Source organism: Salinarchaeum sp. Harcht-Bsk1, assembly GCF_000403645.1.
Classification (GTDB): domain Archaea; phylum Halobacteriota; class Halobacteria; order Halobacteriales; family Salinarchaeaceae; genus Salinarchaeum.
The window spans coordinates 2,476,232-2,489,027 of record NC_021313.1 but is presented as its reverse complement, the minus strand read 5'-3'; the positions used below and the strand labels follow the sequence as shown (position 1 = coordinate 2,489,027).

Sequence of the window (12,796 nt, the reverse complement as noted above, 5' to 3'; positions counted from 1 at the left end):
TGTACGGGAGCCAGTCGTGCTCTGGGTCGAAAGACAGCGAAAACGTGCTGCAACGGATTTACCCGCCCGCTGGCACAAGCAAGATACGTGCATCGGCCCGAACTCGCCTCCGATCTCCAGTCGGCCTTCGACGCGGATCCCGACGTCGCTCGCGTCGTCGCACGGGCCGCCGGCGACCTCTCGGACTCGGGCGCCTACCGTGACGACGTGGGCTCCGCTATCGACGGGACACTGATCGTCGCGGAACTGCAGGACGCACCGGCCGACAGCGACCTGGTCGAGCGCTGGAACTGGTGGATCGGCTCGCTCGAACTGGCGTACGGGGATTACGAGCAGTTCCTCGTCAGTCGGTGATCGCCCACGGCAGTCGGCGGTGTGGGACGTCGACCGGCCACGGCGGTCGGCTGTGAGGAACCGTCGATCGGCCTAGCGACCGGTGGTGGAGCAGGGTCGATATGCAGGCGCGGCTGTGCCGACCAGTCAGCCGTCGACCTCGATCCGATCCCCGTTCTCGGGCGCAGTCGCGTCGAACCCGTCATCGGCTAGCTCAGCAGCGAACACGGAGCAACGGTCACCGTGGTTGATCAGAACCTCGGCGTCACGATACTGCTCGAGGAGGGACAGCAGGCCGTCGCGATCGGCGTGCGCGGAGAAGTCGTACTGCTCGACCTGGGCGGCGACGGGCATCACGCGGCCGTCGATCTCGGCGCTGCCGGTTTCGATCAGGTCCCGGCCCGGCGTTCCATCCACCTGATAGCCCGTCATCGCGATCTTGTTGACTGGACGATCGCGGATCGCGGGGACGTACGTCATCGCGGGCCCGCCCGAGAGCATCCCGCTGGTCGTGACGATCACGGTGTTCTTGTCGGCGATGCGCTCGCGCTGGCCGTCCCGACCGTCGACGAACCTGGCGTGGGAGACCGCCCTGCCGAGCGCGTCGGCGTTCCGGACGAACGCTGGGTGGTCCTGGAAGATATCGATGACGTGGGTGCCCATCCCGTCGACGTAGCAGGGGAGGTCGTACGCCTCGCAGATCATGAGCATCTCCTGGGTTCGGCCGATCGCGAACGCGGGCACGACCACGGTGCCGCCCTCCCAGAGCGTCGTGCGGACGCTCTCCACGAACCGCTCCTCGACGACGGACCTGGCCTCGTGCTCGACGTCGGAGTAGGTGCTCTCACAGAGCAGGACGTCGGCGTCGGGCCGGGCAGTCGATCCGGCGACGATCCGCTGGTCGTCGGTGTGGAAATCGCCGGTGTAGAGCAGTCGCGTCTCGCCGTCGTCGATCAGGACGTGCGCACTGCCGGGGATGTGGCCGGCGTCGAAGAAGGTCACCTCGTGGCCGGCAGCCTCGAAGGATTCGCGATAGCCGTGGGTCTGGGAGACCTGCGTGACGCGAGCGATCTCGGTCTCGGTGAACGGGCAGCCGTACGTGCCGCCGTGGAGCTTCAGGGTGTCGCGAGCGAGGGTCAGTGCGAGCGCCCGGGTCGGCGGCGTCCAGTGGATCGGTGGTCGACGATCGCCGGAGAGCAGCGCGGGAATCGTGCCGACGTGATCGAGGTGGCCGTGCGAGACGACGATGGCTTCCGGCTCGATCGATCCGACGGGGAACTGGGGCTGGGTAGCGGGCTGCATGCCGTAATCCAGTAACAGCGACTCGTTGACGAGGATCGCGCTACGACCGACCTCGCCTGCGCCACCGAGAAACCGGAGCTCCATCGGATCGAGAGTGGCAGCGCCGCCGTTTGGATTCGTCGGTCCGTCGGTACCGGGGCGAGGAGGGCCGAGCAGGGCTTGGTAGAACCGGAGCGCATCGTGGCTGAACGGTACGGACACCCCGCAATTGCAACCTCAGTCGTGCCACGCGGGGTCCATCGATCGGTCGCCGCAGGCACCGGCTATCGGCCATCCCAGCAAAGTACGACCACGATAACAAGGACCTGTCCATCGGTGCGACTGGGCAATGGTTCACGAATCCGAGCCCGACTGCACCGTCGACGACCGAGCGTTGCCGCGTGGCATCGAGAAGAGCGCTGACGATGTTCGGCACTAGCGGCGTCCGAGGTCGGTTCGGCGAGGACGTGACCGCCGATCTCGCGCTCTCGATCGGGCGCGCGCTCGCGACCCACGGAACCGAGCGGATCGTCGTCGGACGCGATCCGCGGCTGACCGGATCGCTCCTCGCGGACGCCGTCTCCGCTGGCGCCCGGGAGTACGGTGCGGACGTCGTCCGGATCGGCGTCGCGGCGACGCCGACGATCGCCCGAAGCGTCGGCTGGTACGACGCCGACGCCGGCGTGGCGGTCACGGCCTCGCACAACCCGCCCGAAGACAACGGGTTGAAACTCTGGACTGACGAGGGGATGGCGTTCGGCGAGGATCGGCGCCGTCGCATCGCCGAGATCGTCGAGGAGGGGGCCGGCGAGCCCGTGGCGTGGGACGAGACTGGCTCGGAGACGAAGCGAACCGACGCGACTGATCGCCACCGCGAAGCGCTGACCGACGCAGTCACCATCGAGGAGCCACTCAGCGTCGTCGTCGACGTCGGCAACGGCGCCGGCGGCGTGACGGTTGGAGCGCTCCGCGACCTCGGCTGTTCGGTGACCACTCTCGGCGGCCAGCCCGACGGCCGCTTCCCGAGCAGGCCCAGCGAGCCGACGGGGGCGACCTGCGAGACGCTCGCGGCGCACGTCGCCGGCACCGACGCTGACCTGGGGATCGCCCACGACGGCGACGCCGACCGGACGATGGCGGTCGACGAGCGGGGCCGGTTCCTCGCCGGCGACGAGTTGCTCGCGCTGTTCGCTGGGGAGGCCGTCGCGGACGGCGCCCGGGTGGTCGCGCCGGTCGGTGCGAGCCTGGTCGTCGACGACGTCGTCGAGCGGGAGGGCGGCCGCGTCGAGCGCTCCCGCGTCGGCGACGTCTACGTCGCCGAACGAGCGAGCGAACCCGGCGTCAGTTTCGGCGGCGAACCAAGCGGCGCCTGGATCTGGCCGAAGCAAACGCTCGCCCCGGACGGCCCGCTGGCAGCCTGCCGGCTCGCGGCGCTCGTCGCTCGCGAGAGGCCGCTCTCCCAGCAGGTAGCCGGTTTGCCGGCCTATCCCGTCGAACGCGACCAGATCGAGGTCGACCCGACGGCGAAAGAGCGGATCGTCGATGCGGTCGCCCGCCGGGCGAACGAGCGCTACGACGAGATCGACGAACGGGACGGCGTCCGCGTCGAGACCGACAGCGGCTGGTTCCTCGTGCGCGCGAGCGGCACCCAGCCACTGGTCCGGATGACCGCGCAGGGCCGCACGGAAGATCGCACCGTCGAGTTGACCGAGACGGCTCGGGAACTGATCACGGAGGCCCTGCAGACGGCCTGAAGCGGCCGGCGTCGCTCTCTCTCTCTCTTCACCTGGGTCTGCTTCCACTTACGAATCCGCCGCCGACCTCTCCGTTCGTCCGCCAGCACTCGCGACCGCCCCGCGGAATCCGCCGACTGCACGTAGTTACGAGTGTTTTACCGCGTTGGACGATTGCGGGCAGTTAATTGCGCGCCTCGCGGCCGGCCAGTATGGACGCGATCGTCATCGCCGCCGGCGAAGGGACCCGCATGCGACCGTTGACCGATCGTCGACCGAAGCCCCTGCTGCCGGTCGGCCGAACCACGCTGATCCAGCGGATCATGGACCAGTGCGTCGACGCTGTCGACCGGTTCGTCCTCGTGGTCGGCTACCGTGCCGAGGCGATCCACGAGACCGTCGGCGACGACCACCGCGGCGTGCCCGTCGAGTACGTCGTGCAGTCCGAGCCCCGTGGCACTGCCCACGCGATCGGCCGGGCGAGCGACCTGGTCGATCGACGGTTCCTCGCACTGAACGGGGACGTGCTCGTGGACGACGGCGTCGTCGACGATCTGGCGGCGGCCGGGGGAACCGCTATGGCCGTCCGGGAAGTTCCCGATCCCGGGAACTACGGCGTCGTCGAGACCAGCGACGACCGCGTCACTGGGCTCGTCGAGAAACCACGCGACCCGGCCTCGAACCTGATCAACGCGGGCCTCTACGCGTTCGAGCCCTCGATCTTCGACGCCATCGAGCGGATCGGCGCGAGCCCCCGCGGCGAGTACGAACTCACAGACGCCATCGTGCGACAGGTCGAGGCGGGTCACGACGTGCGTGCCGTCGAGCACGGCGGCACCTGGCTCGACGTCGGGCGGCCGTGGGAACTCCTCGCCGCCACCGAACACGTCCTCGACGACTTGGGCCGGGCGCGAGACGCATCGACGCTCTCCGGAACCCAGGATCCGCCGGACGTGAAGGGAGCAGGTGATACCCACGCAGTCCGGCAGATCGACGGCACCGTCGAGGCAAACGTCCACGTCGAGGGGCCCATCGTCGTCGAGGAGGGTGCCCGCATCCGGTCGGGAACGTACGTCGAGGGGCCGGTCGTGGTCCGTTCCGGGGCCGACGTCGGGCCGAACGCCTACCTCCGCGGCGCGACCGTCCTCGGCCCGGGGTCGCGCGTCGGCAACGCCGTCGAGGTGAAGAACTCGGTGCTACTCCCCGGCGCCACCGTCGGGCACCTCTCCTACGTCGGCGACTCCATCCTCGGGGCCGACGTCAACTTCGGTGCGGGGACGACCGTCGCGAACCTCCGGCACGACGACGAACCGGTCCGAATGACCGTCAAGGGCGAGCGGGTCTCGAGCGGCCGCCGTAAACTCGGCGTCGTCGTCGGCGACGGCGCGAAGACCGGGATCGACACCAGTCTGAACGCGGGCGTGACCCTCTCGACGGGAGCACGGACGGGGCCGAACGAGACGGTGCTCGAAGATCGATAGGAATCGTCGGCGGTCCGTCCGGCAGGCACCGACTGAACTCGTGGTTTCAGCGTTGCTGTGGGTAGAATACGCACGCAAAAATCTGTGGATCGGCGACCATTCGAGCCCGATTAAAGGCCAGCCCGTGTACTGCCACGCAGGTATCCGGCATGGGTGACAATGGAGCGACTCCGGCCTCGGTTCGCGTCGTGCGATCCCTGGCCGACGCACAGGGTATGGACCCGTCGGAGTTGACGTTCAGGCTCGGTGACGTCATCGACACCGACGCACTCGACGCGATGGCAGCTCACGACGGGAACGGGTGGGAACTATCGTTCGAAGTCGAGGACCACGAGGTCCGCGTCGTTCCCGGAGAGCCGATCGTCGTCGACGGAACGGAGTATCACTGATTGTAAGCGGCGATCGCGACCGCTGATCCGGTCACCAGGAGCAATGTCCACTGCGGGCGGGTCCGTGTGACGGATTGCTACTCCGCCGGATCCGCGATCGATTCGCGCTCGACTTCACACCGCGGAGCGTCCTCGATCGCCGATCGGCAGTGCTTACAGAGTGCCACCGAGACGCGCTTTTCTTCCGCTGGGAAGCGGACCGTCACCGGCGTCCCGGCTCGATCGTTACAGTTGGAGCAGGTCATTACCGGAGACGCGGTGGCCGACCAGTTGAGTATGAACCGCCTACGATCGGATTTGTCGTCGGAACGGCTGAGAGTGGAGCAATCGTGAGGATGCATCGACAGGAATCATCGGCCTGCCGACTGTCCGGGGCCCGATCCACCGGGCCTGAACGGCGCGGTTTGGCGATCGAATGAGGCAAATACGTCACTGTCACTCGAAACAGTACAAAGACTCATTACCGAGGCGGACCTCCGAATCGATACTGACGATCCATCCGACGCTTTGGACGATCGGGAGCGCACGCGATGGGCCGTTGCTGCCAGCATGTCCGACCGAACACCCCCCGGCGACCGTGGCGAATCGAACGATCGAGGCGCTTCAGGATCGCCGCAGACGTTTCAGATGAGCAATGACGTCGAGCCGAGCGTCCGCGTCGTCGAGGCAGTCGCCGAGGCTACCGGTTGTGATCCGGCTGCACTCCCGACGCTCTACGACGCCGTCGACGTGGACGCTTTGAACCAGTTGCTTCGGAACGTCGACGCAGACGAGACGCTCAGTATCCGGATCGAGTACGCCGAGCGGATCGTCGAAATCGAGGCAGGTGGACCGATCCGCGTCAGTCCTCAGTGACCGGCTCCGGCGAGGCGCGCCGCTCGAGGAGATCCAGGAGCGACTCCACGAACTCGTCCGGACAGTACTCGACGACGTCCCGGTCCTCGTGGTACCGACAGAGCCCGACGTCTTCGAGTCGAGGAAGGTGTACGTGCCGCAGCTGGATCGCGATTTCACGACGCGATCGACGATCCGACGAGCGGGAGGTCGGTCCGTCGAGAAGCACTTCGGCGAGCGCGTCGACGGTCACCTCGGAAGCGGACGCATCCGCGAGTTCTCTGAGGACGTATCGCCGCTGGGAGTCTGCGATGGCCCGCAGGAGCGCGTCGGTCGACGCCTCGGAATCGGTTCGGTTCATCGATCGGGGAGACACGACACCGCTATCTCGAACGGTGCTGGCCGAGTCGTTCCTTGGTAGCACGACGCATGCAACTCACTTAATTACTGGCACTCTTGGAGCCGGTGGTGGCCACGTGGTAGCAGCCGGTGGTGGCACGGGGTAGCTGCCGGCGGCGGCCACGTGCTGGCTACCGGCGGCGTCCGTCGACGAAGCCGACGAATGCAGGCCTGGAAACGAGGCGCTGTTGGTGCAGCAGGGACGGCGACGGCGCTGGCGCCACCTGGGGCTGCGAGCCGCGGACTGTCGGACCTCCACGAGCGGGTTACACGAACAGTAGCAAGTGCGTACTCAGGGTAGGCGATTACAACTGGCGCCCGGCGTCGCCGGCGTGATCAAGTACCTCACTCGTGCGCGGACCCCAGACTCGGCCCTTCAGCGCCTTCGAATTAACCAGAACGTACGTTGTGCCAACGCTGACTGGTAGCTACACCTAGGTACGTGGCACTTAACTGGTAGCCCCACTCGCACAACGACGATACCGTCCGGCCGAAACGTGCCACTACGTTTACGTGAGTAACTCCGGCCTACCGGTGTATGGACCGACATCGCCGCTCCACGCGGCAGCCTACCGGTACAGATCGGGGTCGACGACCGTCCAGCACCACTGACCGACGACCAGTCGCCGGCCCGTCGAACCGACGGCAGCGGAGGGAGGCATGACGATGGCGCTCGAGGCCGAGTGGGAGGCGGCCCCGGACGATCCGCATCCCGAGCGCGACCTCGGCTACCACGGTGCGACCTGGGAGGTCATCTCCGTCGAGCAACGAGGGAGCGAACACAAACTGTTTCTCCCGCCGGAAGAGGAGTGTCTCTGGCGAGAGGAGTTCGTCATCGCCGAAGCGGAGCTAGTCCGTGACCTGCACGACGCCCGGTAAGCGCGGCATCACTTCGGTGGCTCGGCGTCGCCGATTTGCCGAGTAAAACCACACGACGGCGTAGCTGTACGATCGTCCTACCGGTGCTAGCCGCGGTATTACAAAGGCCGCGACCTCCACAGGATAGGCCGACTCTCGTGGCGGGACGCCACGCAGGCTTATCCATGCACGTTGATCATTCTCGGCGGACGAGCGCGGGGCCGACGAGGCGGGGAACGATCGAGAAGCTGGCGCTGGTCGTGGGCTTTTTCGCGTTCGCGTTCGCGATCGTCACCGCGTATCGATCGCCAGCCACCGGGTACGAACAGTCGATCTACCGGGCGACGCCGACGGCCTACTGGGCCGGGATCGCGGTGGCGTCGCTGCTGGGGATCGTCGTCGCCGTCATCGCGACGCACCGCCGGCGTGACGCCGCACACTTGCTCGTGGCCCTCGCCGTGCTCTCGGTTATCGCACTTCCCGCGATCCGTGGGTACTACTTCTACGGCGCGGGCGACTCGATGACCCACCTCGGCTGGGCGAAGGACATGCAGGCCGGCACCTGGGAGCCCCTCCAGAGCCTCTATCCGGGCGTCCACGTCGGCGGACTCATGGTCGAGCACCTCACCGGAGTGACGTTGCGGCGGGCGCTCCTCTTGCTCCCACTGGTCGTCTTCCCGCTGGCGTTCGTGGTGTTCATGAGCCTCGACGTCTCCTTCGTGTCCGATCGGCCCTGGGCGGCGACGATCGGCCTCCTTTCCGGGCTCCTGTTCCTTCCGATCAACGGGATCACGGTCCACCCGATGGCCCATCCGTCCAGCCAGACGATCATGCTGGTCCCCTTAGCGGTCTTCCTGCTGTTCCGGCACCTCACGGCGCCGCGGGACCCCGTCTCGCTGTTCTCACCGAGCAGCGTCGCCTTCGGCATCGCCGGCCTCGCCGTCGTGTTCTATCACCCACAGGAGACGATGGATCTCGTCGCCATGCTGATCGCGATCGCCTTCGTGCAGTACGCCTACCGCCGGTGGTACCCGGACCATCCGATCGCGAGCCACCGTTCGATCCGTGCGCACACGGTGGTGCTCGGTATCGCGTTCCTCGTCTGGACGTTCCGGCACCCGCGGGCACGCGCCAGAACGGAATACGTCATCGAACAGATGCTCGGGGAAGGACCCCAGACCGTCCAGCAGGCCGGCACCTGGTCGTCATCGCTCCAGGCCATCGGCGGCAGCGTCGAGGTCCTGTTCCTCAAGCTCTTCGCCGTGACCGTCGTGTTCGGTCTGCTGGCCGGACTCCTCGGACTCCGGACCCTCTTCGGTGGCAGCACTGCGACCACCCGCGACGCGCTCATCACCTACCTCGTCGCAGGACTCATCCCACCGACGCTCCTGATGGGATTCGTCTTCGTCGCCGACCAGGGTGACCACTACTTCCGGTTCCTGGGCTTCCTCGCAGTCCCGATCACGATCCTCGGAGCGGTCGCGATCGCAGAGGGCGTCGAGAGCGTCGGCGTGCGGACTTCGGGTCGCACGATCGCCATCGTGCTCTGTGGACTGTTCGCGGTGATGCTCATCGCACAGGCAGCCGCCTTCCACCAGAGCCCCTACATGTACAAGACGAACCAGCAGGTCACGGAGGGCGCCGTGGAGGGCTACGAGACCACGTTCGAGTACCGCGAAGCGGAGATGACGGTGATGGGAATTCGCGGCGGACCGAAGCGGTACGTCGACGCGATATACGGTACGGAGGTCGCCGACTCGACGCCAGCCCTCTCGAGCGCAACGGGCGGGGTGTCAGGGCCAGTGTTCAACGAGAACCTGACCACGGCATACGACGAGGACGTCTACCTCGCGATGGACGAGGGCGACTACCAGCGCGAGGTCGAACTCTACCGCGGACTGCGATACAGTGCATCCGGGTTCGAGCGCCTCCGAACCGACCCGCAGATCGATCACGTAATGGCCAACGGTGACGTGGACGTCTACCGCATCGACGGGGAGACGGCCTAGCGACGCCGCGTCGATCCGTCGAACGTCCTCCGCCTCGTATCGGTTCCATCGACGGGAGCGACTTCTCGTGGTCGGGGCTGAACCGCGAAGCTACGGCCCTGGCGTCCCTCGAACCACAGAGACCGACTCGCGTCGCCAGTCAGCGATTACCGATTCCACGACGACGGGCGTCAGGGGGTGACGAGCGCGTGGCGATCGAACGGCGCGATCGTGACGATCTCGGCGGGAGTACAGATCCTGGGGGTATCCAGGAAGAGATCTCGGGGGGAGTTCTGGACAAGCGTGCTACTGTGGGCGGGAGCGCTGCTCGGGAGGGGACTGCCGCTCGTGGCGTGAACGTCGGTTCAGCCGGCAGGAATTCACGTCAGTTCGTCGTCGGTCGTCCGATCGGTGCCAGGAGTGAATCGATCGGAGCGACCAGCGACGGGCGTACGCGCTCGGGGAGCAGTGCGTCGATCCACCGGCGGCCAGTCACTCGACGACTGGTGCGCCCGCCTCGTCGTGGGCGGCAGCCTGTCCCTCACAGAGCTCCGAGAGCGTCATGCACTCCACGCAGCCGTGGACCGTGGCGTCGTTGCCGCCGAAGACCTTGCGGAACCGCGTGCTCACCGAGGTACCACACCGCTGGCATCGCCCCTCCGAGGGGTCGTCTGGCTGGGACATGGCAGTTCGGTGGGGATGGTGGTCTTTCGTTATGCAGTACTTCCCGGACCGAACGGTACGCTACGGCCGAATTACCGGCGGTTCGGCACACGGTTACCCGCCCACGGTATGGTGCGTACCTGGCCGGTTGGCGGTGGTTACTAGACCAAGCTGGACGGAATACCAGTTGATACCACTCGACAACCGGTTCGTAACGAAGGTAGCGCCGGCCGGACTTTCTCGCGATTCCTCGTGTCACGGCTGCTCGACCGTCACGCCCCGTACGCCCTGCCGCTGGTCGTCGGACGACTCGCCGACACCGTGACGACCCTGTATGGACTCCGTATTGCCGGCATCTACGAACGAAACGCCGTCGTGGCCGCGTTGATGGAAGATCTCGGTCGCACCGAGGGGATGCTCGTCGCCAACGTCATCTCGATCGCGATAGTGCTCCTTACCGTCGAGATAGGGGTCGCGCTGGTGGCCAGCGACGACGGGCCGGGAGAACTCCAGTTGAGCGAACGGGTCGTCGTGGAGGTCGGCTACCTGCCGGCGATCGGCCTCTCCTTCGCGGCGGCGACCTACAACGTGGGCGTCATCGCGATGGCCTGAGTTGCGTCACGATGCTCAGAGCGTCGGCAGTCGGTGACCAAACAGAACGGATTGTGTGACCGCCGTCACTCGACGGTGACGCTCTTCGCGAGGTTACGAGGCTTGTCGATCGGCCGATCGAGCAGGGCGGCGACGTGGTACGAGAGCAACTGGAGCTGCACGTTCGCAAGCAGCCCGGCGAGTTCCGGCTCCGTGTCCGGGATCGGGAGCAGTTCGTCGGCCGTTTCGACCACGCTGTGGGTTTCCTCGCTCGCGATCGCGACTACCGGGGCGTCGCGAGCCTGGACCTCCCGAACGTTCGCGAGCGTCTTCTCGTCGTGCCGGCCCGTGAACACCGCGACGACCGCGGTGTCGGGGGTGACGAGTGCCAGCGGCCCGTGTTTGAGCTGAGCGGCGGCGAAGCCCTCGGCGTGCTCGTACGTGATCTCCTTGAACTTCAGCGCGCCTTCGAGGGCGACGGGATGGGCGACGTCCCGTCCGATGAAGAAGTGGGACGTGCGACCGTCTGCGCGACGGGCGATCTGCCGGGCGTCCGAGCTATCGACGACCGTCCGTAACTGGTCGGGGAGCGCCTGGAGCGCCGCGAGGACAGCTTCGGTGTCGTCGCTTCCGGCACCCTCCACGTCGGCGGCAAGTCGCTCGGCGAGGAGGAGAAGGGTCGCGACCTGCGAGCTAAACGTCTTCGTCGCGGCGACGCCGATCTCCGGCCCCGCGCGGATGAACAGCGCGTCGTCGGTCTCGCGAGCGATCGTCGAGCCGACGACGTTCGTGACAGCGAGCGTCCGGACGTCCGCGTCGGCGATCCGGCGGAGCGACTGGAGCGTGTCGGCGGTCTCACCGCTCTGGCTGACGCCGATGACCAGCGTTCCGGGTTCGAGGGTCGCAGCGGTTTCGGCGTACTCGCCGGCGCGGTGGGCCGTCGCTGGGATCCCGCGGTGAGCGAGCAGCCGCTGGGCGTAGGCCGCGGCGTGATAGGAGGTGCCACAGGCGACGAGCTGGACCCGCTCGACGTCCGAGAAGCTACCGGGGGGAAAGGCCTCCAGTTCGACGGCGCCGCACTCGGCGTCGATGCGACCCTCGATGGCCCGCTCGATCGCGCCGGGCTGCTCGTCGATCTCCTTGAGCATGTAGTGGTCGTAGCCGCGCTTCTCGGCGTCCTCGGCGTTCCAGTCCACGGACTCGGGCGGCCTGACGACCATCGACCCGTCGACGTCCGTTACCGTGTGCGTCGAGGCCGTCACCGTCGCGACGTCGCCGTCCTCGAGGTAGACGACGCGGTCCGTGTGCTCGAGGAACGCCGGCACGTCGCTCGCGAGGAAGTAGCCGTCGTCGGCGATGCCGAGCACCAGCGGGGAACCGGACCGCGTCGCGTAGACCGCGTCGCGCCCGGCGACCATCGCCACGATCGCGTAGCTGCCGCGGAGCCGGTCGATGGCGGCCCGGAACGCAGCTTCGGGACCGTCGCCGGCCGCCAGGCGTTCCTCGATCAGGTGCGGAACGACCTCCGTGTCGGTGTCGCTGGAGAAGGTGTGGCCGGCTGCGACCAGCTCCGTCCGGAGTTCCTCGTGGTTCTCGATGATCCCGTTGTGTACGACCGCCACGTCGCCCGTACAGCAGGTGTGGGGATGGGCGTTCTCGTCGGTCGGGGGGCCGTGGGTCGACCAGCGGGTGTGGCCGATGCCGATCTTCCCGCTGGGCGTGCGGCGGCGGACGTCGGCGTCGAGGTCGCTCGTCTCGCCCGCCTGCTTGAAGACCTCGATACCGTGGCCATTCTGGAGGGCGATGCCGGCGGAGTCGTAGCCGCGATACTCGAGATTCTGGAGACCGTCGAGCAGGTCGTCGACGGCGTCGTCGCGTCCGGTGCGCGCGGTGATCCCGCACATGGTCAGGGCACCTCCATAGCCGGAGTCGTCGGGGGAAACGGGTTCGTGATCATCGTGGAATGGGTCCGCAGGCCGGTACACCGGCCCGATCGGAACGCGCAAAGCGTAACGCGGACCCCGAATTGTTATAGAGTCGTTTGCCAGATCGGTGCCGAGTGCTGGTGCACCTAACCGATTGCTACGGGGTCCTGCCACCGACAGCCGGTATCCCGATAGCACCTCGCTACCGGACCGAGGCGCTGCCACGTGGCGAAGATCCCGAGTCGGCTGGCAGCGTGGTGAACGCGAGTCACTGATCGAAGCGAAAAGCGGAGCGCGAGACGGCGGCGGGGTCCGATCGCC

The 12,796-nt window shown here is 67.1% G+C and carries 13 protein-coding genes; 8 read left to right on the top strand and 5 right to left on the bottom strand.

Annotated elements, in window-relative coordinates:
• The first annotated feature begins 87 nt into the window (after positions 1-87).
• Entirely contained in the window at positions 88-354 is a 267-nt protein-coding gene (locus tag L593_RS11415) for a hypothetical protein (protein WP_020447126.1), read from the top strand.
• Positions 355-480: 126 nt separating this feature from the next.
• Here the strand turns inward: L593_RS11415 and L593_RS11410 are convergent, their stop codons facing one another.
• Positions 481-1,719, bottom strand: coding sequence for an MBL fold metallo-hydrolase (locus tag L593_RS11410; RefSeq protein ID WP_020447125.1), 1,239 nt, complete (start codon positions 1,717-1,719; stop codon positions 481-483).
• 320 nt (positions 1,720-2,039) lie between these two features.
• Between L593_RS11410 and glmM the strand changes: the two genes are divergently transcribed.
• From glmM to L593_RS16085, 3 genes are all read left to right on the top strand, one after another.
• The gene (gene glmM, locus L593_RS11405; protein WP_020447124.1) at positions 2,040-3,368 is read left to right on the top strand and encodes a phosphoglucosamine mutase; all 1,329 of its coding nucleotides are present in this window, start codon (positions 2,040-2,042) and stop codon (positions 3,366-3,368) included.
• Positions 3,369-3,559: 191 nt separating this feature from the next.
• Positions 3,560-4,828 carry a bifunctional sugar-1-phosphate nucleotidylyltransferase/acetyltransferase gene (gene glmU, locus L593_RS11400; RefSeq protein WP_020447123.1) on the top strand — a complete coding sequence of 423 codons (1,269 nt, stop codon included), beginning with the start codon at positions 3,560-3,562 and terminating at the stop codon, positions 4,826-4,828.
• 149 nt (positions 4,829-4,977) lie between these two features.
• Entirely contained in the window at positions 4,978-5,217 is a 240-nt protein-coding gene (locus L593_RS16085; RefSeq protein ID WP_020447122.1) for a HalOD1 output domain-containing protein, read from the top strand.
• 77 nt (positions 5,218-5,294) lie between these two features.
• Here L593_RS16085 and L593_RS16080 read toward each other — a convergent pair whose 3' ends face one another.
• A complete protein-coding gene (locus tag L593_RS16080; RefSeq protein WP_187292620.1) occupies positions 5,295-5,462 on the bottom strand; it encodes a hypothetical protein in 168 nt (55 codons plus the stop codon).
• A gap of 382 nt (positions 5,463-5,844) precedes the next feature.
• On the opposite strand from L593_RS16080, the gene L593_RS11395 reads away from it, so the two are divergent.
• On the top strand, positions 5,845-6,072 hold the full coding sequence (locus L593_RS11395; RefSeq protein WP_144060755.1) for a HalOD1 output domain-containing protein: 228 nt from the start codon (positions 5,845-5,847) through the stop codon (positions 6,070-6,072).
• On the opposite strand, the gene L593_RS11390 is transcribed toward L593_RS11395, so the two are convergent.
• Positions 6,059-6,412, bottom strand: coding sequence for a hypothetical protein (locus L593_RS11390; RefSeq protein ID WP_020447120.1), 354 nt, complete (start codon positions 6,410-6,412; stop codon positions 6,059-6,061). The two genes, L593_RS11395 and L593_RS11390, sit on opposite strands and share 14 nt — an antisense overlap.
• Positions 6,413-7,110: 698 nt before the next feature.
• On the opposite strand from L593_RS11390, the gene L593_RS11385 reads away from it, so the two are divergent.
• Complete coding sequence (locus L593_RS11385; RefSeq protein WP_020447119.1) at positions 7,111-7,329, top strand: hypothetical protein; 219 nt, start codon at positions 7,111-7,113, stop codon at positions 7,327-7,329.
• Positions 7,330-7,493: 164 nt separating this feature from the next.
• Positions 7,494-9,317: a hypothetical protein gene (locus L593_RS11380; RefSeq protein ID WP_049894084.1), complete on the top strand. Its 1,824-nt coding sequence runs from the start codon at positions 7,494-7,496 to the stop codon at positions 9,315-9,317.
• 471 nt (positions 9,318-9,788) lie between these two features.
• Here the strand turns inward: L593_RS11380 and L593_RS11375 are convergent, their stop codons facing one another.
• On the bottom strand, positions 9,789-9,980 hold the full coding sequence (locus L593_RS11375) for a hypothetical protein (RefSeq protein WP_020447117.1): 192 nt from the start codon (positions 9,978-9,980) through the stop codon (positions 9,789-9,791).
• A gap of 231 nt (positions 9,981-10,211) precedes the next feature.
• Here L593_RS11375 and L593_RS11370 point away from each other — a divergent pair, with 231 nt between their 5' ends.
• Positions 10,212-10,571: a hypothetical protein gene (locus tag L593_RS11370; protein ID WP_020447116.1), complete on the top strand. Its 360-nt coding sequence runs from the start codon at positions 10,212-10,214 to the stop codon at positions 10,569-10,571.
• Between the two features lie 65 nt (positions 10,572-10,636).
• On the opposite strand, the gene glmS is transcribed toward L593_RS11370, so the two are convergent.
• Positions 10,637-12,454 (bottom strand): glutamine--fructose-6-phosphate transaminase (isomerizing), encoded by a 1,818-nt coding sequence (gene glmS, locus L593_RS11365; RefSeq protein ID WP_020447115.1) that lies wholly within the window; start codon positions 12,452-12,454, stop codon positions 10,637-10,639.
• Positions 12,455-12,796: the final 342 nt, after the last annotated feature.